The sequence below is a fragment of the Aeromonas sp. 11P genome (assembly GCF_051920165.1).
Taxonomy (GTDB): Bacteria; Pseudomonadota; Gammaproteobacteria; order Enterobacterales; family Aeromonadaceae; genus Aeromonas; species Aeromonas veronii.
In genome coordinates, this window is the sequence record NZ_JBQBDJ010000004.1 from 3,210,448 (window position 1) to 3,235,480 (window position 25,033).

Genomic DNA, 25,033 nt, shown 5'->3' on the forward strand with positions numbered 1-25,033 from the left:
TGATTAGTCGCCAAACAAAACCAATCACACCTAAAGGACTGAGTTGATGGCTATCTTACCACCCATACCGCGGCCACAACGTCGCGCATTCATAAAATTATCCACTCCACCCGTGACCACTTTAGTAACACAGCCTAGGCCAAATTTTTGCTTAGCGGCTGAAACGGCCTTTTCAAACTCACGGCCTGACATACCGCAGTAAATAAGAGAATCTCCTTCCCATACCGCATATACCCCGGCAGCAACTGGCGGCAGGTCCGGATTGGACCATGCCGAAAACTTTTGCCTCGAAGAGAAATTTGCCATAAGCCTGCTAACGTTTGAATTCAGACCGCGGCCCGTCAGGGGCGTCGGCCTGCAGCGAATGGTTGGGCGCCGACGCCAGCGCCCCTCGCTATTCCTTCAAACCGTCGCTTTCAACCGCGCTGGCGTCGACGCAAGTGCATTCAACTTAGCCTTCACACCCTGAAGCTTGGCCTGATTGGCTTTGATAAAAGCCGAACGCTCCTCCACCGTTTCCACGATCTTCTCGAACGCCTTGAGCTGTGGTGCAAAGAAATCCAGCAGCTTTTCGTCGTCGCCGATGATGTTGTAGATATCCTTGAAAGCACTTTTGATCACCTCGGCAATCGACTCCTTGGCGCTCTTCAACTCTTGTTCCAGTTCATGCGCTTTGTATGCGCTGAGCAGGTCCGAGGTAAGAGTGATGGCTGCACCTGCAGGGCCTGCCCATTTCGAAATGGCTCCGGCGATTTTGGTCGCCTGCCAGGGCTTGAACTTGATCGCGACACCGGTCACCGCGCTGAGCGCATCGCGGGCCGCGAAGACCGCGCCCTTGATTATGTCTGGGCTCAGATTCGCAATGCCTTTGGCAGCACCACCCATCGACTTCAATGCACAGTCGCCCATGGCATTGAGAAAACTTTCGCTGGAGTTGAGCTGGCGGCCAATATCCTGAGAGATGCGACAGGTCACTTTGGACGATTGATCGAATGAGCGGTCGATCGCACCCTTGATCTTCAGGTTCAGCTTGAAGCCTATGCCTTCCTCGGTGTAACCGAGTTCGTCCTCGAGGAATTCACGAATGTTTTCCAGGCCAAGAGGACGGAGCTTGCCCAGCAAACCTTTTTCAAGGTTCTGAAGTTCCTCGAAGAGCTCGCCAGCTAATCGCTTGACCTCGCTGCGGCCCGTGGCAATGTCCTGACTGATGCGTGCCGATTCTTCGGCATTCTGTTCGGCAAAGACCTTGAGTTGCTCCAATTGCTCTTCGGCGCGTAGTACATGCTGGCCGACAACATCCCGCACCACATCCAAACCTGTCTTAGCGATCAGCATCGCCGGCACATTGTTCCGCAGCACTTCTGTGGTCATGGCTTTGAGGTCGTTGATGCGCGAGCGGCTTTCATAGTGCTCCGGTTTGCCGAACCAGAACGGTAGGCCACGCCCATTGGGGTTGGATGCCAGGCAGACAATGTTCAGCCTGGCCATTTCGTCCGAGCTGAGATTGGCCGCACGCTGCAGTTTGCCCTTGAGGTTGTCCTTCTTTATCGTGGCCTGGGCATCGAACAGCACTTGTTCAGTGAGGTCGGTCACTTCGTCCATCTTGTTAATCACGAAAATGGTCGAGGACAGTTTGTTCAAGTCCCGCAGCACCCACTTGACGATGTCGTAGTGGCTTTCCTTGAGCGGGTTAGTGGCGTCCACCACATACAGAATCAGGTGCGCCTCCGAGATGTAGCGCTTGGTCAGGTCTTCGTACATCACCTGCTCGCCGTCGACACTCTTATCCTTGTCGCCGAACAGGCCGGGGGTGTCGACGATTTCGCACTTTTCCGGCAGCCCCTCTGGGGAGTAGATGGCCAGGCGGTCGGAGGACTCGTCCATGTCGATGTTCATGTCAGCCATGACCTTGCCCAACCAAGCGGCAATCACGCTGGTCTTGCCATCGGAAAAAGCACCGAGCAAGGCGATACGCAGAACGTCGGACTCGACCGCCTGTACCGCCGAGTCTATTTTCTGCAGCTCGCTGCTGACATCCGCGCCCATCTCGCCCAACTCGTCGAGCACTGCTCGCAGTTGCTCCAACCCTTTGAGTGCGGTTTGCTTCTCAGCATTGAACTGATTGAATTGTTCCATAAGGCATGCTCTCCAGTTGTTCTTTGGTACGGGTCATCAGCGCTATCTGCTGTTCGATGATCTTCAGAGGGCGCCTGAGCGACTCGTCAAGTTGCTGCACACGAGACAACACGGTCTCATCAATTTGCTTGCGCACGGGGGTAAACAGCGTTTTGTGCTCTTCCTTCAAGGCTTTATGTGCTTCAAAACAGGCTTCATCGATCTTCTCCTGCACTTGCCCCTGCGCCTTGCGAATACGCTTTTCCTTGCCAGTGAAGACACTCAGCAAACTGACCAGGATGCCCACTAGAGCACCGGCAGCAGCGCCTATCAGGTTACCTATCACAGGAAAGGCTGTGCCGATACCAGCCCCTGCCAATGCGTAGGAGCCTATGTTGAAGGCCATCCAGCCATAGTCACCCAGTTCAAGGCCAAGGTCCAAGTCAGGTGTCTTGTAATTGATGCTCAGGGTTTCGGTGTCATAGAGAAGCTGCTCGAACTCCACCCGTGCAACGTCCTCCAATAGGCGCTGAATGGCCTGCTGCAGGTCTTTGCCCAAGTCGTCGAGGTACTGCTCGAACTGCTCCTGCAGTTTTTCCTTGAGCGAATTCTGCCGGGTCTTGAAGGCACGATTGATCTGGCTGGAAATAGCGTCGTTGTCGCCGAAATGGCGTTCGACGATATCGTCGGCGTCTTCCTTCAGGCTATTGAACAGATTGTCCCAAAGGTTTCGCCTTCCGGTCATGACCAGCCGTTCGAATCGCTCCACGGAACCCTTGATCGCTTCGCGGCACTTATCAAACTCTGGCTTGGATCTAGCCACAAATGCTTCATGGGCGGAGTGCAATGATTGCAAGGTCGAGATGTTTTCAACCAGCAGTTCGTACACCTTGGTCTTGTTGCTCTCGACCATGTCTTCGCGGAACGTCGCAAGTTTGGAATGCAGCACTTTGGCGACCGACTTGATCTGGCTGAATTCGTACATCGCTTTCGACGAGGCGAAGTGCTTCTGATAATTGCGCTGCTGAATGACCAAGTCTCGGCCACGGGCAGGGGCGATTGTCGTGCGCCCAGTTTGCGCATCGCTCGCCAGCGACGAAAACGCTAGCAGGCCCTGCACGCAGTAGCCGGGCTGCAAGACCTTGCTGCCCAATACCGAACGCAGCACGTCCTCGGTCTGTTGCAAGGCCGCGGTAGCTCCGCCGTGCGCTGTTAGCGACTCGCGGTCTTCCTCGAACTCGTAGGCATCAGCATTACCACGCACGTTGACCAAGGGACAGACCTGAGTTCCTAGCCGCAGATAGGAACGAATTTTCTCTGCGGTGGCCTTTTCAGGCTTTTTATTGGTGCCGTTCACATAGAGGACAAGATGAGCCTTGGCCACCGCTTCGCGAACCATGTGCGCGTACTTGCTTTCGTCACCCTCGATACCGGGCACGTCGATCAGCTGAAAGCGTTTGCCCTTGTAGTTCAGGGGGTAGAGCGTGTTGCCCTTGGTGAAATCAGCTTCACCAGTGCCGATGATCAGCCCGTCTACCCGGCGTGTTTGAGCCTTTTTACGCTCGTACGCCAATAACTTGTCATGCAGTGCTGTGAGTTGCTGATTGACCAGAGCATCCAGTGCCGGGGAGCGAGCCTTGATGTATTGGAGGGCAGGCGCATCATCCGAGGAAACAGGCAAGGGCGTTGAGGTAGCCTCATCGAACAGTTCATCGAGTTCATGTCGGGACATTTCAGGCTCCTGCGAACGTCAGGACTGCCGCCATAGCTGAGGCGCCGATCAAAATCCCACCGATGCCGAACAAGGCCAAGCGGACCTTGAAACGCGATATCGCATGCGCTTGCGCAATTTCCAGACGCTGTGAGGTTTCCTGCTGCTCCAGTGCTAGGCGTGCGTTGGACTCCTGCTCGGCGAGATCGCGCTTGGCCCTTGCGTCAGCCTCGGCTATCTGCTGGCGATGCGCTGCTACCTGTTGTTGCACCGCAATGCGTGCCTCAGCTTCTTGCTGGGCAATCTTGTTTCGCTCTTGGGCTTCGCTCTGAACAATTTGCGTCAGTCGGGCTGTGCTTTGGCTGATGCTGGCCACTTCACCTGTGTACTCACTGTACAAGGCCCGCAAGCCTTCGCGGACGTGTTCGAGCTGAGCGGTAAGGGCCTGGGAGAACTGTTCCAGGTCGTCGTCATGTTGTTGCAGCAGTGCCTGGCGGGATTCTTCCTTGAACAGGATGCGCAGAGATTCGATGATCGTGCTCTTGCCCGCGTTGGTCTCACCGAAAAACGCTAGGGTGAACGTGTCCCACTCGGCATGGGTTTTCAACTGCTGCAATTCGCTGTCGAATCGGCCCCGTATGTCACGCAGCTTGTCGGTGATATTACCGATTTCTCGCTTACCATCCTTGTGCTCGACATTGAGCGCGAGAATGTCTGCCATTGCGCTGCCAATGCTGTCCGACACATCGGTATAGAGGCGGTTTAGGTCTTCAGGGGAGTTCATTTCGCGTCCTTGTGATGAGGTTATGCCAAGCAGGGTTCCGTTCGGCAATATACTCAACGAGCTGGACGTCCTGACTGTGGATAGGTGGATGTTCAGAAGCAGAGCCAAAGAGGGTAGGCTCTGGAAGCCTTCACCGCCACCCTGCGCTATGGTAACAAGCACCCACTTCAATGGGAATTCGTGACGCCCAAAGATAGAAGGCAATACTAATCCAATAGCAGAGCCTTCCGTATAACTCCGCTCAGCCCTGATAGTTGCCACGAAAAAAATCAAATTTGAATCGCCACCAGTGTTCTAGACACTTCCCAACCGTTCTCGGTAACGGGTCTCGAACTCTACCTGGCTCAGCAGATCATTGGAACCATGTTTACGTTTGCTGTTGTAAATCAACAGTGCCCCACCGCACGGGATGCTTCACCTGCAAGGCCGTTGCGCGCCCCTCCTCACCGTTGTGCATTTCACAATCGATATCGACTATCCGGATAGGTTGGAAAAAAATCATTTTTCATTTTTTTCCAAATGGCGATCGGATTTGTTGCATCCTGCGTTTGACCAAAACCGCAGTGACTCAAGACAACAAATTTAGGGGGTTAGATGACTAATCGCGAACTTATTGGCATGACGCAGAACCTAGATAACTGGGTTCCGATGAGCCAGCTACCGAACATCTATAAGCAATTTGGCTATTCGACACTGAAGACGCTTTTCTGGAAACGCGCCGAACGCCCCGGCTTGGAAAGGTGCAGCCGTCTGGTGGGGAAGCGTCTGTATGTCAATGTGCCGTTATTCGGCCTGTGGCTGGCGGGTCAATTACCTGAACAGCAGTAGGTGATGGATGACCAAACCCACTGAAACTCAAGCACAGCGCGGCCCCCGTGCCAATGGCGTGCAGAATGTCGTGCAAATGGCGCCCTTCACCAAGTTTTCGGACCTCAAGAGTTTGGGCACCATCGTTATCCATACTGGGCACCAAGCAGACCCGAACGCCGAGAACCGCGAAATCTGGCAGCGTACCAATAATGTCTCCATCCAATCCGCCGACCCCATCACCGGAGAGCAGGAGCCAGTCCAGAGCCTCTACGTGAGCAATAAGCAATTGGAGGAAGGCGGCAAGTTGTATCAGATGGCTGATGGTGACATGACGACCAAGTTAATCATTCATGTTCGCGGTTCCCTCCCAGTCCAGAAGCTGCAACGGCTGGCCTCCGAGCTGCGCAAGCAGGCACCCAATGCCGCCATCTATCGCGGGCGCAATGGTGACACAGCCGAACCTTGGGACAATTTGGTGAATGCCGTGCTGGCTGCTAATGATGAGGCCCATCAACCCGAGTCATTCCCGTTGGTTGCTGGTTATGCCGGGTTTGATCGGCAATCGGCGTATTTGATCAAGGGGCTGCTGCCCGCTGAGAGCATGTGTTCCATCTACGGCCCGTCCGGCTCGTACAAGTCGTTTGCTGCCGTGTCGCTGGCGTGCCATGTTGCGACCGGCAAGGACTGGGATGGCCGCCGTGTGGAGGAGGGCGCTGTGCTCTATATCGCTGGTGAGGGTGGCCCAGGTGTGTCACGGCGCATCCGCGCTTGGTGCGACCAGTACAACCGTGGTCAGGATGTGTTCAACTTCTACCGCATTGATATGCCGGTATTCATGGCTGATGGTGCCCAGATCGCCCGCCTGAATGCTGCCGTTAATCAGGTGAAGGAGGCTACCGGTCAGCCCGTGCGGCTCATTGTGGTTGATACAGTTGCTCGCTGCTTTGGTGGTGCCGACGAGAACAGGGCTGCGGATATGGGGGCCTTCATCAACGGTTGCGACACAATCAAGGCGCTGACCAAGGCCGTTATTCTTCTGGTTCACCACACCGGTAAGAACGAGGACAACGGCGCTCGCGGCTCCAGCGCGTTTCGTGCTGCCCTGGATGCTGAATTTCTTCTCAAGCGTGAAGTGACAGACGCCCAAGCGTTCACCTTGCTGTGCACCAAGATGAAGGACGGCGACGAGCCCGGCCGCCGTGCATACGACCTGCGTACCCGTGTCGTTTGCTATGACGACGACAACGACGAGGTAACGAGCTTGGTGGTTATCGCTGATAGTCGCGACCCGGCAGACCCTGATGAACTGGAGGGCGCTGGCAACGTGACCATGAACCACAAGGCGCTGTTTCAAGTCATCCGTACGGCGTGCGAAAAGCAGGAAGGGCCAGTCAAGCGGGCAACCATCGTCAAGCAGATGAGGGCTGCGGGCACTTGGCACGAAGCCAACGGCTGGCGCTGGTTCAAGAAGCTGAACGATGAGGGAGTTATCGGTGTCAACGTCAAAGAAAAGACAGTCTGGGTGATGAGGGGCGCCGAGGACTAAAAGTGATGGAGAGGTGATGGTCATCACTGAAAACAACCAGACACCATCACTTTTCTGGCTTATACGAAAAAAGTGATGGTGAAGGGGGTAGATTGACCTGAAACCCGCGCGGTTACTGGGATAAGGCAGCTATCACTTGGTCTGCTTTTTCATGGGGTAGTGATGGTGAGTAAAAGTGATGACCTAGTGATGGCGAAGTGCAGCTATTGCGCGACAAGGCGCTGTCCTAGGAAAAATTCGAGAAGGAGATCCGGAAGCAGGCAAAGCCCGCTCAAAGTATCATGGTCAAAGGTCCCCCGGGGCCTTTTTCGTTTTTGCACACGTTTTTCCCCGCTGCTGGCCGCAATGCCTTGCTCTGAGTAGCCTCGCGCCAGATGCGTAACCCACTGTTCCAGCAAAGGAGGGCTGGCTGATTTATTTCCGCACATCCTAGCAATAATGAGCGTCTTCCCCCTGTAGGGCTGGAACCGGTCTCCCCCCATCGTAAATACTGGTCGCCTATGACCTATTCCTCTATGCATACAACAGATTCCCCAAACTGGCACAGTATCGAACTCGCGTACAGTGCTGGCCGCCAAAGTGTGCGCCAAATAGCGATAGAGCACGGCATTTCACATACCGCCATTAACAAGCGGGCCAAGACGCACAAATGGTCAAGAGTCATAACACACGTTAATGCTACCTTATCTTCAGGTATGCCTACGGCCCCTATCAGGGGCTCTGAACGCGTGGATTCTACAACTCAAGTTATGATCCCAGTTTTTACTCCTCAGGTTTCCACTGTGGAAACCAATACGTCGAATCCCAAGACGGTAACAAGAGGTCGTCGGAGTGCATTCACAAACGAGTTGGGTGAGGCTATATGCAGCGCCATTGCTGATGGAGTGAGTCTACGCGCAGTGCTTGCGCGTCCAGGCATGCCGTCCAAATCCATGGTGATGCGCTGGTTGGCTGATGAACGCTATATAGAATTTAGGGACCAGTACGCGTGTGCGCGCGAGGATCTGGCCGACAAACTGGCCGACGAGATCCTCCAGATTGCTGATGACGGCAGTAAGGACACCTTCCTCGACGCCAACGGGAACGTAAAAGTTAACCATGATGTGATTGCTCGTGCCCGCCTGCAGATCGATGCTCGTAAATGGCTGGCCTCGAAGCTGGCTCCCAAGAAGTACGGCGATAGGGGTCAGCGAGAAAATTCGGGCGTTAGCCGCGGGAGCATGCAGGTGAAATCGACAGTCACGTTTGTGCATCCACCCAACTGGGACGAAGATAGCGAGGTTGATTAGGATGACTGATTTTGCAAGATCGTATGAAAGCCCCAAAGCCATCGTGACAATCTCGTTCGGGACGAAGGGGTCGGAGGTTCGAATCCTCTCACACCGACCAAATTTAACAAGGGCTTAGCTTCGGCTAGGCCCTTGTGCTTTTCCGGTCCCCCAGTTCTGTGGGGCATTTGTGGGGCATTTTGATTTGCCGCCCTGCTTACCACATCTGTAATTGCCAGTTCTTGGCTCCTCATCAGCAGTTTCCCCTTTCAGGGAAACGTGCTAACTATTTCCTTCCATACAGATTGCCCGACTCGTTGCGGGCCTCAAATGAGCGGCTGATTTCAATCTCTTTGATTATCAAGGTTCGACGGCAGGAAAAGGATCACCAGATATGCAAGGCCAGGAACGGCAATGCCAGGAGTTTTACCAGACTCGTTTTGCTGGATATGTACAGCAGCTTGCCCCATTCGCCGCACTTGATGAGTGCCTTCACGACTTTCTGGATCAACGTCCGAGCGGCAAATACACAACTCGCAATCGTGCTGCCGGACTGGCTGCCGCATCCTTTTGGTGGGAGCCAGTCAATCTTGAAGGTGCTCAACTGGCAAGCTTGGCACTGGGACGTATTTTGCATTTTGAGGATGCTATTAGCACTGCGCTGCTGGATCATCTGGCCGTTCGTCATCCAGATGTATTGCGTTGGGCGATTCGTTACTCGAAGCTGTTTACACGCAGCGATTCACCGCTCTGGCAGCATCTTCGGGACAATCTCGTCAGCAAGGATTGGTGCGAATTTTTCGGCGTCTGTGATCGCTTGCTTGAGCAACTCGAACCATTCGATAAAGCCATCGCACTGGCTGAGTCCCACCTGAAGTCGCTTACGCTATTAGAGCTACTTTCCTATTTGAGCGTGACAGCTTATGGGCAACTTGGTGCCGCTAAGGATAGAGACAGCAGTGCGGAAGATTGGGATGTCTATGATCGGATTATCGCGCGCAAACTGTTGAATTGTTCCGAGCGTGATTTTCAACTGACAGAGGAGGTTCTCGGCCGATCTCTCAAGCGTCATTTGTCGCCACTCCTTTTTCCACAGTCAGGTGTGGGGCGAGAGTGTGTTGCCAACCTCGAATCGGTTGCCCTGCTTATTGCCGCTATGCGCGAGCGAATCGATTACGAGAATTCCATCAATTGGTTCTGTTTTGACTGCGATTGCGGTTACCAGCTCAAGCCGGGACAACCGGTCATCTTCAATAAAACTGATTTGGGCTCACAGCGCTGGCAGCGTACTGAGAGAAAAAGCAGGTTGCTTTGGCACTACTGGATGTACCGCGCGATTGAGCAATTCGCAGCGTCCGATATGGCTGGCGCAATCATAGGGAGGCCGGAAAACCACGAAGCGAATCAGCTTGCTTACATAAAAGCCATTCGCAGTCAGCTCTACCTGCAGACCATTTTCGGGTTGGGTGAGCGGGTCAGACTGAACGATGGAGCTGAGGTAGCCCTGCACCACGTGATATTAGCCAGTGAGCTGACAACCGTGTTCTTCGAGCAGGCATTTCTCCAGCCTTTTCTGCGCTATATGGATGACTCAGGTGTAGCAGTGAAGGCTCTGGGTCAATTGGCTTTTGAAGGACTTGTGCATGGTGAGAACCGCTTTCCCATCACCTGGTCGGAACCGAAAGATAAGATCCGTCGTATTTGTGGTTGGACCGTCAGCCCTGAGCATCCCAAGGGCGACCCCGAGGCGGCCGAAGCCATCCTGAAGTTCTGGACCAGTGATCTGCAGGCTCTATCCGCGCAGATAAGGCAAGCGCCAAGCATACCGTCACCACGACTGTACGAGCGGCCGTTCTACAAGATTGGCCGCTACAGTTTTCAGTTCCCCTGGGTTGCCGGTCAACAGAACAATCTGACCGCTGCGGTGAATAACCTGCGTCGTGTTGAACAACGCAGGCCAGCTTTGCGCAGCGAAACGGAGCGTATTGAACATACCCTTGCCGAAGCGCTAAGGCAGAGGGGATTCCACGTCGTGGTGGGCTACCAACCGCCACTGAGTGATGAGCGCGATGCTGGCGAAGTGGACCTGATCTGTCACTTGGATGGGGTTGTGTTGCTGCTGGAGGTCAAGTCTGGCTTCATTCGTTCAACTCGCCATGAAGTCTGGCTGCATCGAACCAATACCCTGCGCAAGGCGGCGAGGCAGTTAAAGCGCAAGCAACCGGTTGTGCTTCAAGCACTGCAAAATGACCAAGGGTTGCGTTCAGCTCTATTGCTGAGTGATGTTAATCCTCTGCCAGCCCTGCATGCCTGGGTTGTGGATACGTCGATTGAATTTGATGGTGAGGTTGTCGATGGGTTCCACGTCGTCTCCCGCGAGATCATGGAGATCGCTTTGCGCGATGAACCGCATTATCTGCGGGAGTTTGAAGAGATGGATGAGGCTGAGGCTGGGAATGAGGTAGAGACTCTGTATGCCGACGGATTCAGTGCGCAAGCTCTTGTTAGGTTGATCGAGTCCGATGGGGTCTGGAGTGACTTGCTTTAGATATCAAGATCACTCAAATATGCTTGCCAGTCATTGGCGACGTCACCATATGTTGATCGGAACTAGTATGGGTTCCAGCGTTCATTCATAAAGCCGCCACCATGTTCGCGGCGATATTCTTCTCTGCGCTGCTCCTCTTCTGGGTCTGGGCGGTCGTACTCACTGTCGAGACTATCGTGGTTTTCCCAATACTCCCGCTCGGCCTCTTCCTCAAGAGTTTCTTCTATCTCGTCCTCGTCGCCGAAATCGTCGATAAGGTCATCATTGTCATTGCCCATTGTGTTCTCTCCCAGTAGGTACAATGCAGAGTGCATTCATAATACTACAGCTAACATTGAATATTTTAGTGTGTTGAGGAGGCACGGGACTCAGACTAACTATCTTTATGGTGGCTCATAGTGTGTACCTTTTGAGCTATATAGTCAGCCCTTCAAAAACATGGCTCAAATCTGTTGTTTTTATTGTGAGCCATGACTACATTTAGAGCCATAGATAATGAGCCAGCAATAGGGGCATATCGTGGCAGTCATCGGGTATCTCAGGGTTAGTACGGGCGAGCAGAGCGTTGGTGCTCAACGGCACAGCATTGAACAAACGCACACAATGTTGAAACCTGGTTTATGGACGAGGGAGTATCGGGAGGAGTGAAGGCACTACAGCGCCCTGGCTTTGCCGAGTTGTTCAAGTTTATACGCAAGGGAGACACGCTGATCGTTCCTGCGGTAGACCGTCTTGGGCGCAATACCATCGACGTGTTAAATACGGTTGAGGCACTTCAAGGCAAGGGTGTTTCAATCATCAGTTTGCGGGAAGGGTTTGATCTGTCAACGCCGATTGGCAAAGCCATGCTGACCATGTTGGCCGCTGTTGCAGAATTGGAACGTTCAAACATCAAGCTCCGTCAGATGGCTGGGATTGCCAAGGCGAAGGCAGAAGGTAAGGCGCTGGGGCGAGAGAAGACAATTGACGATGCTGCCGTTGCCATTTGGCGCAAAGAGAATTCAGCGAGCATTAAATTAACCGCCGAACATTTCGGGATCTCGTCTGCCAGCGTGAAACGTGCCTGCCAGTCTCAAAGATTCATTTCATGATGAGGTGTCGCTCAACCCATGGAAAGACCCTGAATGGCCCCAATCGAGGTCATTTGTAAACCTTGGTTTGCTTTGGCTGAATATCATGGGTAATCACGAAAATTTATCCATTTATAACCAAATGAGGTAATTATCAAGCTTGTAATGATCAGTAGTTCCCAGCCCATTCCAACTTCCTTGTTCAGCTACCGTTGTGTTCATTCCGGCTGATTTCCCACTCAAGAAACGCATCCAGCCGGAGGCAACGAGCATTTTCTTCGAGATTTAGGTTTAGTGTATCCAGCCAAGGCTTTAGACGCTTAGCCAGTGTGTCCTGATCTCCCCGTTCAAGGGTCCAGCTACCAGCCAAGGATTCTCTGGTAAGGATCTGGATGTTGCCTGTGTCGAGTGCTGGCGTTCGCTTCCAGATGTTTTCAACCCTGACAGAGCCTTTGGTGCCGCTGTAGACACAGATGATCTGTCCGTCCTTTGGTAGACTATTGTTTCCTTCATCGGGCCAGTCTTCGAAGAAATCCAGCGCTCCTTGGGTGCGTCCGCCTGCTTGCTGCACCTTTTCCTTTACGGACTCAAAGTCCTGCAATGCTTTTTCACTGGCTGAGCATCTGTAGATTGCTAGGTAAATCGGTCGCCCCTTGATGGCGGAGAGGGATTGTTCCAGCAGGCGGGCTCCCACATTGGCTTCTGGGATTGCAGTGCGCTTTTTATTCCAGTTCACTTGGGCGTTGAGCAAATCTTGGTCGCTGATTGTATTACCCCTATTCACTTCCCACATCCGGTCAAACCAGGTGCGGATAGAGGCAAGCTGGGAGGGCGCGTCGATTCGCACACCGGCCTCCTGCCAGCCACTGCACTCACTGCCTTCGTAACCAAGGCCGTTAGCCGAGAAGTTTGCCGAGCCGATCAGAGCTGCCGACTCGCCCAACATGACCTTGGCATGCAGGTCATTGGCCTGTCGCACTTCAGCTCCCGGCAACGCCATGAGCAGTCTAACCGTATGGGGATTGGTCCCCCCATTGCTCAGATTGCAGAGAATCTTCAGGTTTCCGCCCTGCCAATCGTCGAACAATTTTTCGGCACCATTGCCCCAGAAGGCAACTGCCAGGGACAGATTTTGGCTGCTACCGGTCAGTAGTTTCACTTGATCAAGGTAATTTTCGGAGGAAAGGAACATAACATCTTCCCTGTCTGTTATTGGTTATTGCCTATTTGGTATGGATGTATTGAGCTCAGAGGTTGAGCACATTGGAGCAATACATATTCATTCTTTAACAGGTCAAGATTCAGCACAAACAGCTTATTAATCAACGGAAATGTATTACCATGGAGCCTCCCTGAAAGGATGGAAATGGCAAGGCGGCTTAATGACCCTCAACCAGAATCCAGAACAACTCGCCCGCGACAATATCGATGCACAGCTCACGGCAGCTGGCTGGGTTGTGCAACCCAAGAAGAAAATCGATTTCAGCGCCGGCCTGGGTGTTGCCGTACGCGAATGGCAGACCAGTGTTGGCCCTGCCGACTACATCTTGTTCATCGAGGGTAAGCCTGTTGGCGTGATCGAAGCGAAACCCGAAGATGCCGGCCATCACATCACTGCCGTTGAGAGCCAGACCGAGGGCTACGCGAACGCACAGCTGAAATGGGTTAAGGCCAGTGAGCCGCTGCGGTTCCTTTACGAGGCCACAGGCGTAATCACCCGCTTCACCGATGCCCGCGATCCCAAGCCGCGCTCCCGTGAGGTGTTCAGCTTCCACCGTCCGGAAACCTTGCGCGAATGGCTCGGTCAAAGCGCCACGCTGCGCGCCCGTTTGCAGGCGATGCCGTTGCTCAATCCGAGCAAGTTGCCGGCCAGCACCTTGCGCCTGCGCGACTGCCAGGAAGTGGCGATCAGCAATCTCGAAGATTCTTTCAAGGCCAACAAGCCGCGCGCCCTGATCCAGATGGCCACCGGGGCCGGCAAAACCTACACCGCCATTACCGCCATCTATCGGCTGCTCAAGTACGCAGGCGCCAAGCGCGTGCTGTTCCTGGTTGACACCAAGAACCTCGGCGAACAGGCCGAGCAAGAGATGATGAGCTACCTGCCAATCGACGACACCCGCAAGTTCACCGAGCTGTACCCGGTCCAGCGACTCAAATCCGGCTACATCGCCAAGGACAGCCTAGTCTGTGTCAGCACCATCCAGCGCATGTACTCAATTCTCAAGGGGGAGGAGCTGGACGAAGCGGCAGAAGAGCGCAGCCCGGCGGAGCAATTAACCCAGCCGAAGAAACCGATGCCGGTGGCCTACAACCCGACCATCCCACCGGAATTCTTCGACTTCATCTTCATCGACGAATGTCATCGCTCTATCTACAACCTGTGGCAGCAGGTGCTCGACTATTTTGATGCCAGTCTTATTGGCCTCACTGCCACCCCGGATAACCGTACCTACGGCTTCTTCAAGAAAAACGTGGTCAGCGATTATAGCCACGAGAAGGCGGTGGCCGATGGCGTCAACGTAGGCAACGAGGTCTACCTGATCGAAACCGTTGTCACTAAACAGGGTAGCCAGCTCAAAGCTGAACAGCAGGTGGAGTTGCGCGAACGCCTGACACGCCGCAAGCGATGGGAGCAGCAGGATGAGGATGAGTCCTACAGTGGCAAGCAGCTCGACCGTGACATCGTCAGCCCCGATCAGATTCGCACCATCATCCGAACCTTCCGCGACAAGCTGCCGGAGATATTCTCCGACCGCCATGAGTTAGATGGCACTTTCCAAGTGCCCAAGACGCTGATCTTTGCCAAGACCGACAGCCATGCCGATGACATCATCCAGTGTGTGCGCGAGGAGTTCGGCGAGGGCAATGCCTTCTGCAAGAAGGTTACCTACCGGGTTGTAGACGGACGCAAGGATGTCGAAGGCAATGTCATTGAAGAGGGCGAAGACCCCCGTTCGGTCCTCGCCCAGTTCCGTAACGAGTACAACCCGCGCATCGCCGTCACTGTGGACATGATTGCCACGGGAACAGACGTTAAGCCGTTGGAGTGTCTGCTGTTCATGCGCGATGTGAAGAGCCGTAACTACTTCGAGCAGATGAAAGGGCGCGGCACCCGCACCCTCGACAAGGACGATCTGCAAAAGGTCTCCTCTGCAGCGAAGACCGCCAAGACCCACTACGTCATCGTCGATGCAATTGGCGTTACCAAATCGCTGAAGACTGCCAGTCAGCCACTGATCACCAAGCCCAGCGTTCCGTTCAAGGACCTTGCCATGGGCGTTATGCTCGGCGCCAGCGACAGTGATACCGTCAGCTCCCTAGCTGGTCGACTGGCGCGGCTAGCGAAGCAACTTGAGCCAACCGAGCACAAAAAGGTGGAAGCTCATACCGGCGGAAAACCACTCAGCCACATTGTTGCCCGGTTATTCAACGCCATTGATGCCGACCTGGTCGAAGCGCGCGCCCTTGAGCTGGCCGGCCAGCCCGAGGGCTGTGACCCCGGCGATGCTCTGCGCGATCAGGCACAAGCCGAGTTGGTCAAAGAAGCCGCCAAGGTGTTCAACGGAGAGCTGATCGAGCTGCTTGACAGTATCCGCCGCGAGCGCGAACAGCTTATCGACCACGACACCCTAGATGAGGTACTGCATGCCGGCTGGCAGGCCGACAGCGCAGAGGTCGCACGTCAGCAGACCGAGGAGTTCGCAAGCTGGCTGGAAGCGCACCGCGATGAACTGGATGCGCTGACCATTTACTTCGGCGAGCCGCAGCGCCGCCGCGAAGTCACCTTCGAGCAGTTGCGTGCGGTGCTCGACTTGCTCAAGGCCGACCGTCCCAAGCTCGCGCCACTGCCTGTCTGGCATGCCTATGCCAGGCTGGAGGAGTACCAGGGCAAACACCCAGTTAGTGATCTCACTGCGCTGGTTGCGTTGATCCGCCGCGTCTGCGGGCTGGATAAGAAGCTGACGACCTTCGAAGATACTGTGGCGCGCAATTTCAAAAACTGGATTTTCAAGCGCCACGCAGGCAAGGGCGAGAAGTTTAGCGAGCAGCAGATGAAATGGCTGCAGATGATCCGTGACCACATAGCATGCTCTGTACATATCGACACGCAGGCCCTAGACTTTGCACCCTTCGACCGCGCGGGCGGGCTGGGCGAGTTCTATGAGCAGTTCGGCGACGATTACGAGGCGGTGCTGGATGAGATCAATGAGGCGTTGGTGGCGTGATGCAGAAAGTAGATTTGCCTGAAAGCTGGATATGGACAATCGTCTCGGAACTCGGCAGCGTGGTTTCTGGAGGTACACCCTCGACCAAAGAGCCACGCTATTGGGGAAGCGATACTGCTTGGATCTCCCCATCCGATCTGACGGGCTACTCATCGAAATTTATTTCCAAAGGCGCCAAGTCGCTCAGTCTCGAGGGGCTAAAGAATAGCCCTGCTGTGATTATGCCTGCAGGCAGTGTCCACTTCTCATCTCGCGCACCAATTGGCTATGTCGTTATCAGCGCGAATGCAATCAGCACTAACCAAGGCTTTAAGAGTCTGATTCCTGCTCTAGGGATATTTAGTGAATACATCTACTACTACTTTAAAAGTGCGAGACAGTTAGCCGAATCATTGGCTACCGGGACGACCTTCAAGGAGATCTCTGGAGCGGCATTCAGCCGAATGCCTGTGCCACTTCCACCGGAATTAGAGCAAAGGCGTATTGTCGCCAAACTTGAAGAGCTGTTCTCCGAACTCGACAAGGGCGTGGAAAACCTGCGCACTGCCCAGCAGCAGCTCAAGGTCTACCGCCAGGCCCTGCTCAAGCACGCCTTCGAGGGCAAGCTGACCGCCAAATGGCGAGCACAGAATCCCGACAAGCTGGAAAGCTCCGAGGCGTTGCTGGCACGCATCCAGCAAGAGCGCGAGGCACGCTATCAGCGACAGTTGGCGGAATGGAAGGAAGCGCAGAAGGCCTGGGAAGCCAACGGCAAGACCGGCCGCAAGCCGACAAAGCCGAAGGAGCCGAAGGCGCTGCCGACGCTAACAGCTGAAGAGCTGACAGAGTTGTCAGAGCTTCCAGATGGATGGATTTATGTCAAGGCTGAGGCTATCAGCGACTTCATAACCAAGGGAACAACCCCTGGAAAGGAATTACTTTTCGACGGGGCTGGGGAGATCCCATTCATCAAAGTCTACAACCTCACCAAAACCGGGGTTTTAGACTTCACGATATCGCCCACTTTTGTCAGCCGAGACACCCACAATGGATTTCTTGCGAGATCCAAGGTTTATCCCGGCGACGTTCTCATGAACATTGTTGGCCCTCCCCTTGGAAAAGTTTCAATTGTTCCTGCAACCTATCCGGAGTGGAACATTAACCAGGCGATTGCAATCTACCGGAGCGAGCTGATTCAGAGCAAGCTGCTGGCCGCATTCCTATCGAGCGAGATCAATGTCCGCCGTATGATGAGCAAGTCAAAAGCCACGGCAGGCCAGTTCAACCTGACGCTCGAAATATGCCGAGACGCCATCATTCCGCTTTGTGGTGCCAAAGAGCAGGAGCAACTTTCTAGGGCGCTGGATGAAAAGCTCTCCAACCTCGACCAGCTCGAAAAGACTATCGCCGAATCCCTGCAACAGACCGAAGCCCTACGTCAGTCCATCCTGAAAAAGGCCTTCTCCGGCCAACTGGTTCCGCAGAACCCCGACGACGAGCCGGCTAGCGTGCTGCTGGAGCGCATCAGCTCAGAGCGCACAGCTCAGCAGCCCGCCAGAAAGCGGGGGCGCAAGGTCGCCACATCGGTATGAGCGGCCAGCAACTTCTGCCCTGCTACTCAGGTCGGACAACCTGCCGACTGCATTCATTCCACCTGGCCACTGAAGGCCATGCCTATCCGTATTCAAGGAGTTCCATTCGATGAGCACCTTCGACAGCACCAAGGTTGCCCTACCGGACATGATCCGGGACATCATCACCGGCAAGGTCCAGTTGCCCGACTTCCAGCGCGGCTGGGTGTGGGACGACAGCCATGTGCGCTCCCTGCTGGTCAGCGTGGCACGCTCCTTTCCGGTCGGCGCGGTGATGCTGTTGGATACCGGCGGTGAGGTGCGCTTCCAGGTGCGACCCATCGAGAACGTCGATTTCCCCAAAGGGATTCCCGAGCCGGAAAAGCTGATCCTCGACGGCCAGCAGCGTCTGACCTCTCTGACCCAGGTACTGGCACTGAACAAGCCGGTAAAGACATTCGATGAGAAGGGTAAGCGCATCGACCGCTATTACTACATCGACATTCAAAAAGCACTGGAAGTCGAGCAACTGGAAGACGCGATTATTGCCGTTGAACAGAGCCGTCAACTGAAGACCAATTTTGGCCGTGATGTGGCGCTGGACCTTTCCAACATCAAGCTTGAATGTGAGCAGTTGTTCTTCCCTTGTAATCAGATTCTCAACTCTGATGCTTGGGAGGAAAGTTTGCAGGAATTCGCTCCTCAGCACTTCGGTACCTACATGCTGTTTCGCAGGCATGTATTAAACGCCTTCCGTAGCTACCAACTGCCGGTTATTGCCCTCGGTAAGACCACCAGTAAGGAAGCGGTGTGTCTGGTGTTTGAAAAAGTAAATACCGGTGGTGTGCCGCTCTCGGTGTTTGAGTTGATCACTGCCACCTTTGCCGCCGACAACTTCAATCTGCGTGATGACTGGTATGGCAGCGAACTTCGCAAGGTGCCTGGCCGCCGCAGCCGGCTGCTCAAAGAGCATTTGCTAATGTCAATCGAGCCAACAGACTTCCTTCAGGCCGTGTCGTTGCTTAATTCTTATGAGCGACGCCAGGCAGATATTGCGGCTGGCAAGGCCGGAAAGTTCGCGGCGGCAGTCAGCGCCAAGCGCTCTGCTCTGTTGTCGCTCAAACTGGTCGAGTATGAGCGCTGGGCCGATACCGTCGAGCAGGGCTTCAAACGAGCCGCTCAGTTCCTGCGCAAGGAATGCTTCTTCACTGTCCGCGACCTTCCTTATCGTACGCAGATCGTGCCGCTAGCCGCCGTGTTGGCCATGCTTGAAGAGCGCTGGTTGGAACCGCGTATCCACGACAAGCTAAGCCAGTGGTTCTGGTGTGGCGTGTTCGGCGAGCTGTACGGCGGCGCGGTGGAGACCCGAATCGCCAACGATTTGGAGGACCTGTTGGCCTGGATCGGCGGCAAGGGCGAAACTCCCCGTACTGTCTATGAGGCAGCCTTCCAGTCCAATCGTCTGCTGACCCTGCGCTCGCGCCTTAGTGCCGCTTACAAGGGTCTTAATGTGCTGGTGCAGCGGGAAGGTGCCCGTGACTTCTTCTGGAAGGCCCGCATCCAGGAGCTGGATCTCGAAGAGATCGCATTGGACATACATCATATCTTCCCGAAGGCCTGGTGTGATGCGAATGGTATCAAACCGGCGACCTATAACTCAGTCATCAACAAGACGGCCATTTCCTACAAGGCCAACCGCATGATTGGCGGCAAGGCACCTTCCAGCTACCTGAAGAGCGTGCAGGAGCACGCCCAGGTGCAGATGGGCGACGACGCCATGAATGACATCCTAGAGTCCCACTTCATCTCCCCGCAGAGCTTGCGCGAGGACGATTTCGAGCAGTTTTTCGCCTTGCGCCAGCAAAGCCTGCTGGCCATCGTCGCCCAGGCCATGGGCAAACAGGCCGATATGACTATTGCCATGTCGGATGGTAATGAAGAGGATACAGATAACGAAGATTTCGAGGTTGCTGAATGAGTACTAATGCCATTGTTTCCAAAGTCTGGAGTTTCTGTACCACTCTTCGCGACGACGGGGTGGGCTACGGCGACTATCTTGAGCAGTTGACATACCTGATCTTCCTGAAGATGGCTGATGAATATGCCAAGCCGCCGCACAAGCGCGACATAGGTATTCCCGCAGGCTACGACTGGTCAAGCCTAACCAGCCGGCGCGGCGTGGAGCTGGAGATCCATTACGTCACTCTGCTGCGCGTACTGGGTAGCAAGCCTGGCTTGCTCGGGCAGATATTTACCAAGGCGCAGAACAAGATTCAGGACCCCGCCAAGCTGACTCGCCTTATCTCAATGATCGATGAAACCCGCTGGGTGAAGCTAGGCGCCGACGTGAAGGGCGACATCTACGAGGGGCTGCTGGAAAAAAACGCTGAGGACACCAAGTCCGGTGCCGGTCAGTACTTCACTCCTCGCGCCTTGATTCGAGCCATGGTTGCGTGCATGCGCCCCGAACCGGGTAAGACCATCGCTGACCCTGCCTGCGGTACAGGCGGTTTCTTCCTTGCGGCTTATGACTATCTGGCTGCTAATCCTGCGCTGGATAAGGAACAGAAAGCTTTCCTCAAGACCTCCACCTTCCATGGCAACGAGATCGTCGCCAGTACGCGTCGCCTCTGTCTGATGAACATGCTGCTGCACAACATTGGCGAGATCGACGGCCAGAGCCGTATTTCCCCCAACGATGCGCTGATCGCCGATGACGGGCGGCGCTTCGACTATGTGCTGGCTAATCCGCCGTTCGGCAAGAAAAGCTCGATGAGTTTTACCAACGCTGAGGGGGAGGACGAAACCAACGAGCTGACCTATAACCGCCAGGACTTCTGGGCGACTACCTCGAACAAACAGCTTAATTTCCTTCAGCACATTCGCAGCATGCTCAAGACCACTGGCCAAGCAGCGGTGGTGCTACCGGACAACGTGCTCTTTGAGGGTGGGGCTGGTGAGACGGTACGAAAGAAGCTGCTGGAAACCACTGATCTGCACACGATTCTACGCCTACCCACTGGCATTTTTTACGCGCAGGGCGTGAAGGCCAATGTACTGTTCTTCGACAACAAAACGGCCCGCAAGGAACCGTGGACGCGAGATGTCTGGATCTACGACTACCGCACCAACATCCACCATACGTTGAAGAGGAAGCCGCTGCGTTTCGAGGATCTGCAAGATTTCATCGCCTGCTATCACCCGGAGAACCGCCACGATCGTCAAGAATCTTGGCACGAGACTGACAACCCTGAAGGTCGCTGGCGCAAGTACAGTCTTGAACAAATCCTCTCCCGCGACAAAACCAGCCTCGATATCTTTTGGCTCAAGGACAACTCGCTGACTGATTTGGAGAATCTGCCGGAACCGGACGAGCTGGCTGAGGCGATTATCGATAATATTGAAGCAGGGCTAAACAGCTTCCGTGAGATTCTCAAAGGGTTGAACTAAGACAGGGGTTGATTGGTACACAAACTTCGGGGTGGCGAAAATTGGACGCTGAAACCTCGGAAACTTGGTCGCTTTTTGCGCGCATTCAATATTCGTACTATGTGGTTCACTGGCCGAGTGAACCACAGAAAGGGATGCCGATGCCACGTGTGCGCCGGGGTTGATGCTAGCCCGCTTCAAAAGTAAATAAGGCTCGCATCGCTGCGAGCCTTGCTGTACCTAGTGCTGGCTATCAAACTCATAGTGAATCGCCCCCGGGTTGGGTTGCCAAGCCATCAATCCATGGCTGTGAGTCGCGAATTTAACTTAGAAATGCGACACCCGCCTATGCAGTTGGAAGATACGCCTCGAATACCTTGTCAGGTTGCCTGAACCTGAGACATTTCCGATGCCGCCAGTTGAGCAATTGCTCCGCTCGTCTAACCTCTTCGTTCGTGATCTCTCGCAGCTCTTTTCCCTTTGGGATGAACACGTCTTTGGTCTTTGATTTGATATGCAGGGACCCCGATTCGAGTCTCTATTTTGCTTCCCGTTTTCGTGCAATTTCGTGTAATTCAGTGCAAACCACCAGAAACTGTACGCACCCAAAAATAACCAGATCGACTTGAATCAATGGCTTATAACTGCCACAGTTATATCTCAACCGTTGTTTCGGGATTCAAAATCCGCCGGTGAATAACCGTGTCGGTTCGAGTCCGACCCCGGCACCATCAAATTCATGACAAAAGGCCATCAGCAATGATGGCCTTTTGTTTTTTGGCGTTCCTGCGCTTTTGGGGCGTCACTGTTGAGCTGTCAGTACTTCCCGTTACCTCTTGGTATCCCTTCTCTTTTTCCGCTCTCCGTTATTTCCTTTTCTTGATGTGGCTGCTGACGGCATCACCGCCAGCGGCCTGTTTCTATTGTGGTTTTTTTCCAAACCTTGCTGCATCAGAACATGGTTGCCGCACTATCCCAGCAGGGCAAACAGCAGGGTGCCGAGGCTGCCAGCGAGTGTCAGCGCGATGATGGCTCTGGGTGTGCCGTGCAGCTTGGTCCACATAAACAGGCTGGTGAGGGCGAGCAGCAGCAGGGCCAGGGCGGCGATATCGCCAAACAGCTGCCAGCCGAGGCCGGTACCCATGCCGCGGTGCAGCCGGTTGAGGCTGGCGGCAACGTTGGCCAGTTGCAGATCGGTGCGCACCAGCAGGGTGCCCTCGACATAGCTGGCGGCCACGCTCTGGCTGAGGGTGACGCCGCGCATCTCCCACTTGGCGGGCAGGGTGAGCGGGCCGTTCGGGGTGGGCAGGGTCTGGGCCGGGGTGATCATGGTTCGCCCGTCGGCAAAGGTATCGGGATAGCGCTGTTGCAGTAGGCTTTTCAGCTGCTCCGGGCTGGTGAGCGGCGCCTCGAGCACTATCTCTTCACTCGATTTGTCGGTGTGCGGGCCGGGGAGCGGCAACACGGCACGGTGTTGCAGCCAGAGGCCGGTGATGCCGTACATCAGCATCAGGGCGAGGGTAAAAAAACCGGCCCAGGCATGGAGGCGGCGTACCCATTTGTTGTTGTGAAGGGGAACTCTTCTGCGTTTCATCGTGGTTGCTTCATAAAAAAACTGGCCAGCAAGGGCTGGCCAGTCGGGGTGGTTGTCACAGAGATCAGAAACGGTAGGTACCGGTCAGGCTCAGCTGACGGGGCGTGCCCGGCATGATCTGGTTGGCACTGGTGGCGCTGACGAAGTACTCGTGGTCAGTCAGGTTCTCGGCGCTCAGCTCGGCTTCCCACTGCTGCCAGCGATAACCGGCGCGCGCATCGAAGCGGGCGTAACCGGGCAGTGTGGTGGTGTTGGCGTTGTCGGCGAAGCGATCGCCCACCGCCGTCACGCCGGTTTCACCGAACCAGCCCTGCTCGCCACTCTGGTAGCCGAGGTAGAACTGGCCATTCTGGCGGGAGACGTTCATCGGGCGCTTGCCCTGCAGATCCGCATCCGCCTTGACCTGTTCCGCATCCTGAATGGCGAAGCCGCCACGCAGGTAGAGCTCGTCGGTCAGCTCGGCGCGGGCGCTCAGCTCGACCCCCTCGGTGCGCTGCAGGCCGGTGAGGATCACCTTGGTGGGATCCAGCGGATCCTTGGTGCGCTTGTTGTACATCTCCAGTCGATAGAGGGAGAGGGTGGTCGCCAGCTTGCCGTTCAGCCAGTCACTCTTCACACCACCCTCGTAGAGACGGGTGTGCTGGGGTTCCAGCCCGTTGTTCTTGTCACCCGGGGTGATGCCGATCAGCTCGCCACCCACTGGAGTGAAGGTCTTGCTGTAGGAGGTGTAGAAGGCGTGATCCTCGAGGGGATTCCACACCAGACCGAGGCGCGGGCTCAGGCTGTTGACCGAGACGCTCTCCTCCTTGTTGAGGTCGTAGCGGCGACTGGTGACGGTGAAGTCGTCACGGCGCAGCCCGCCCACCAGATGCCAGTCACCCAGGCTGAGCTGATCCTGCAGATAGAGGCCATTGCCGCGCACTTTGTGTTTGGCGTCGCTGGAGAGCTTCATGGCACCATTGTAGGTAGGCAGCGAGCCAGGATCGTAGAGGTTGCCGGACGGGATGGCGGTGGCGTTCTGGTAGAGCTTGGGTGTGCGCTCCTGCCAGTTTTGCTCGAAGCCGACCAGCAGGCGATGTTCCACCGGGCCGGTCTGGAACAGCCCCTCGGCCTCGGTGTTGCTGATCAGGTTCTTCGCTTTCAGATCCTGCTGCCAGCGAGAGCGGGTCACCTTATCCCCTTTGACGCTGGTGACATAGGTGTTGTCAAACTGGCTGTCGAGGGTGGAGTAACCGAGCTGCTGGCGCAGCTGCCACTGATCGTTGATATCCCAGGAGAGGCGTGAGCGGGTGGATTGTGCCACGTCATCGATGAAGTCGCGGCTGGTGTCGCTGTAGACATACTCTCGCGGCACATCGGCCGGACGACCATTGACCCCGGGAATGCCGCGATCCGGGGTGCGGTCATGTTCGTTGCGCTCGTACTGCACCAGCCAGTTGAGGTTGTCGCTGATCTCCCAGTTGGCGGAAGGTGCCAGCAGGGTGCGCTTGCTCTTCACGCCGTTGCGGAAGCTATCTTTGTCCTCTTGCGCCATGTTGAGGCGCAACTGCACCTGCTCACTCGCCTCGCCATTGAGGTCGGCTGCCAGCCGCTGGCTGTCAAAGCTGCCGACCCGGGCGGTGATGCTGGACTCCTGTCCTTTCTGCGGCTTCTTGCTGACCCGGTTGACGATGCCCCCCGTGCTGCCGCGGCCGTAGAGCACGGCAGCCGGGCCCTTGAGTACTTCCACCCGCTCGATGTTGCCGAGATCCCGGGTGTACTGCATGTCGTCGCGGAACCCGTCGAGATAGAAGTCGTTGCTGGCGCTGAAGCCGCGGATATTGACCCCGTCGAAGCGGGTATCACCGCTGGCGTTGACCCCGGGAATGCCGCTCAGGGCTTCACTCAGCGTCGGTTGGCCGAAAGCGGTCAGCTCGCTGACCTTGACGCTGTCGATGGTCTGGGGAACCAGCTTGGCTGGCGTATTGGTACGGGTTGCGGTGGCAACTTCCTGCTGCTGGGAGCGTTTGCCAACCACTGTCATGGTTTCATCGGCGGCCTGGGCAGTGAAGCCGGTGCCCAGCAGTGCCAGCGAGACCAGCGTTCTGCGAAAGTGAGGGTGCTGCATATTCAATATTGACTCTTTGGATGTCGACCTGACGGCTCGAACATATTGATTTAATTATAATTAGCCTGACCCGCTCAAGCGGGATGCCAATGATATTGATTTTCATTTGTCTAGCAAGGTGAAAATGGAGAGGGGTATTGGAGGCGGGTTGTGCGGTCGGGGGAGCTCGGCTGAAAAGCAGAGCCATTGCAGCAAACCGCGAGAACGAAGCGAGGGAAAAAGGGCGTAGCGGAAGAGAAAGGAGCTAAACGTGAAGAGGTATCCGGCCCGAT

16 protein-coding genes and 1 pseudogene are annotated in these 25,033 nt (G+C 55.3%); 9 read left to right on the forward strand and 8 right to left on the reverse strand.

All coding sequences use genetic code 11. The features are described from left to right. Positions 1-402 precede the first annotated feature (402 nt). From ACTG1P_RS14820 to ACTG1P_RS14830, 3 genes are read right to left on the reverse strand one after another with little or no spacing between them, the layout of a single operon-like run. Positions 403-2,136, reverse strand: a complete 1,734-nt coding sequence (locus tag ACTG1P_RS14820; RefSeq protein WP_429147216.1) for a LeoA/HP0731 family dynamin-like GTPase — start codon at positions 2,134-2,136, stop codon at positions 403-405. Next, positions 2,108-3,847: a hypothetical protein gene (locus ACTG1P_RS14825; RefSeq protein ID WP_440001593.1), complete on the reverse strand. Its 1,740-nt coding sequence runs from the start codon at positions 3,845-3,847 to the stop codon at positions 2,108-2,110. The genes ACTG1P_RS14820 and ACTG1P_RS14825 overlap by 29 nt, the downstream gene beginning before the upstream one ends. Position 3,848: 1 nt before the next feature. Next, entirely contained in the window at positions 3,849-4,610 is a 762-nt protein-coding gene (locus ACTG1P_RS14830) for a hypothetical protein (RefSeq protein ID WP_219271459.1), read from the reverse strand. Between the two features lie 594 nt (positions 4,611-5,204). On the opposite strand from ACTG1P_RS14830, the gene ACTG1P_RS14835 reads away from it, so the two are divergent. From ACTG1P_RS14835 to ACTG1P_RS14850, 4 genes are all read left to right on the forward strand, one after another. Next, the gene (locus ACTG1P_RS14835) at positions 5,205-5,438 is read left to right on the forward strand and encodes a hypothetical protein (protein ID WP_136501644.1); all 234 of its coding nucleotides are present in this window, start codon (positions 5,205-5,207) and stop codon (positions 5,436-5,438) included. A gap of 7 nt (positions 5,439-5,445) precedes the next feature. Beyond that, positions 5,446-6,966, forward strand: coding sequence for a helicase RepA family protein (locus tag ACTG1P_RS14840; RefSeq protein ID WP_440001594.1), 1,521 nt, complete (start codon positions 5,446-5,448; stop codon positions 6,964-6,966). Positions 6,967-7,748: 782 nt separating this feature from the next. Continuing rightward, complete coding sequence (locus ACTG1P_RS14845; protein ID WP_440001595.1) at positions 7,749-8,255, forward strand: terminase; 507 nt, start codon at positions 7,749-7,751, stop codon at positions 8,253-8,255. 373 nt (positions 8,256-8,628) lie between these two features. After that, positions 8,629-10,782: a nuclease-related domain-containing protein gene (locus tag ACTG1P_RS14850; protein ID WP_440001596.1), complete on the forward strand. Its 2,154-nt coding sequence runs from the start codon at positions 8,629-8,631 to the stop codon at positions 10,780-10,782. 62 nt (positions 10,783-10,844) lie between these two features. Here the strand turns inward: ACTG1P_RS14850 and ACTG1P_RS14855 are convergent, their stop codons facing one another. Continuing rightward, positions 10,845-11,060: a hypothetical protein gene (locus tag ACTG1P_RS14855; protein ID WP_130632757.1), complete on the reverse strand. Its 216-nt coding sequence runs from the start codon at positions 11,058-11,060 to the stop codon at positions 10,845-10,847. Between the two features lie 366 nt (positions 11,061-11,426). Between ACTG1P_RS14855 and ACTG1P_RS14860 the strand changes: the two genes are divergently transcribed. After that, entirely contained in the window at positions 11,427-11,873 is a 447-nt protein-coding gene (locus ACTG1P_RS14860; protein WP_440001597.1) for a recombinase family protein, read from the forward strand. 181 nt (positions 11,874-12,054) lie between these two features. Here ACTG1P_RS14860 and ACTG1P_RS14865 read toward each other — a convergent pair whose 3' ends face one another. Then, the gene (locus ACTG1P_RS14865; protein WP_440001598.1) at positions 12,055-13,044 is read right to left on the reverse strand and encodes a phospholipase D family protein; all 990 of its coding nucleotides are present in this window, start codon (positions 13,042-13,044) and stop codon (positions 12,055-12,057) included. A 190-nt stretch (positions 13,045-13,234) separates the two neighbouring features. On the opposite strand from ACTG1P_RS14865, the gene ACTG1P_RS14870 reads away from it, so the two are divergent. From ACTG1P_RS14870 to ACTG1P_RS14885, 4 genes are all read left to right on the forward strand, one after another. After that, the gene (locus ACTG1P_RS14870) at positions 13,235-16,081 is read left to right on the forward strand and encodes a type I restriction endonuclease subunit R (RefSeq protein WP_440001599.1); all 2,847 of its coding nucleotides are present in this window, start codon (positions 13,235-13,237) and stop codon (positions 16,079-16,081) included. Next, a complete protein-coding gene (locus tag ACTG1P_RS14875) occupies positions 16,081-17,652 on the forward strand; it encodes a restriction endonuclease subunit S (RefSeq protein WP_171275388.1) in 1,572 nt (523 codons plus the stop codon). Before ACTG1P_RS14870 ends, ACTG1P_RS14875 begins: the two co-directional genes overlap by 1 nt. Positions 17,653-17,761: 109 nt before the next feature. After that, positions 17,762-19,609: a GmrSD restriction endonuclease domain-containing protein gene (locus ACTG1P_RS14880; protein WP_440001600.1), complete on the forward strand. Its 1,848-nt coding sequence runs from the start codon at positions 17,762-17,764 to the stop codon at positions 19,607-19,609. Beyond that, positions 19,606-21,081 (forward strand): class I SAM-dependent DNA methyltransferase, encoded by a 1,476-nt coding sequence (locus tag ACTG1P_RS14885; RefSeq protein WP_171275390.1) that lies wholly within the window; start codon positions 19,606-19,608, stop codon positions 21,079-21,081. The genes ACTG1P_RS14880 and ACTG1P_RS14885 overlap by 4 nt, the downstream gene beginning before the upstream one ends. A gap of 325 nt (positions 21,082-21,406) precedes the next feature. On the opposite strand, the pseudogene ACTG1P_RS14890 reads toward ACTG1P_RS14885, so the two are convergent. The 3 genes and pseudogenes from ACTG1P_RS14890 to ACTG1P_RS14900 form a co-directional block, all read right to left on the reverse strand. Next, positions 21,407-21,550, reverse strand: a pseudogene (locus ACTG1P_RS14890) (IS30 family transposase); the annotation flags it as partial. 480 nt (positions 21,551-22,030) lie between these two features. Then, complete coding sequence (locus tag ACTG1P_RS14895; RefSeq protein ID WP_440001601.1) at positions 22,031-22,654, reverse strand: PepSY-associated TM helix domain-containing protein; 624 nt, start codon at positions 22,652-22,654, stop codon at positions 22,031-22,033. Positions 22,655-22,718: 64 nt separating this feature from the next. After that, positions 22,719-24,761: a TonB-dependent receptor gene (locus ACTG1P_RS14900; RefSeq protein ID WP_440001602.1), complete on the reverse strand. Its 2,043-nt coding sequence runs from the start codon at positions 24,759-24,761 to the stop codon at positions 22,719-22,721. Between the last annotated feature and the right edge of the window lie 272 nt (positions 24,762-25,033).

Bases quoted from the DNA above. Each gene is read 5' to 3' on its own strand.
- ACTG1P_RS14820 (WP_429147216.1), bottom strand. From the start codon at position 2,136: ATGGAACAATTCAATCAGTTCAATGCTGAGAAGCAAACCGCACTCAAA.
- ACTG1P_RS14825 (WP_440001593.1), bottom strand. From the start codon at position 3,847: ATGTCCCGACATGAACTCGATGAACTGTTCGATGAGGCTACCTCAACG.
- ACTG1P_RS14830 (WP_219271459.1), bottom strand. From the start codon at position 4,610: ATGAACTCCCCTGAAGACCTAAACCGCCTCTATACCGATGTGTCGGAC.
- ACTG1P_RS14835 (WP_136501644.1), top strand. From the start codon at position 5,205: ATGACTAATCGCGAACTTATTGGCATGACGCAGAACCTAGATAACTGG.
- ACTG1P_RS14840 (WP_440001594.1), top strand. From the start codon at position 5,446: ATGACCAAACCCACTGAAACTCAAGCACAGCGCGGCCCCCGTGCCAAT.
- ACTG1P_RS14850 (WP_440001596.1), top strand. From the start codon at position 8,629: ATGCAAGGCCAGGAACGGCAATGCCAGGAGTTTTACCAGACTCGTTTT.
- ACTG1P_RS14855 (WP_130632757.1), bottom strand. From the start codon at position 11,060: ATGGGCAATGACAATGATGACCTTATCGACGATTTCGGCGACGAGGAC.
- ACTG1P_RS14865 (WP_440001598.1), bottom strand. From the start codon at position 13,044: ATGTTCCTTTCCTCCGAAAATTACCTTGATCAAGTGAAACTACTGACC.
- ACTG1P_RS14870 (WP_440001599.1), top strand. From the start codon at position 13,235: ATGACCCTCAACCAGAATCCAGAACAACTCGCCCGCGACAATATCGAT.
- ACTG1P_RS14875 (WP_171275388.1), top strand. From the start codon at position 16,081: ATGCAGAAAGTAGATTTGCCTGAAAGCTGGATATGGACAATCGTCTCG.
- ACTG1P_RS14880 (WP_440001600.1), top strand. From the start codon at position 17,762: ATGAGCACCTTCGACAGCACCAAGGTTGCCCTACCGGACATGATCCGG.
- ACTG1P_RS14885 (WP_171275390.1), top strand. From the start codon at position 19,606: ATGAGTACTAATGCCATTGTTTCCAAAGTCTGGAGTTTCTGTACCACT.
- ACTG1P_RS14895 (WP_440001601.1), bottom strand. From the start codon at position 22,654: ATGAAACGCAGAAGAGTTCCCCTTCACAACAACAAATGGGTACGCCGC.
- ACTG1P_RS14900 (WP_440001602.1), bottom strand. From the start codon at position 24,761: ATGCAGCACCCTCACTTTCGCAGAACGCTGGTCTCGCTGGCACTGCTG.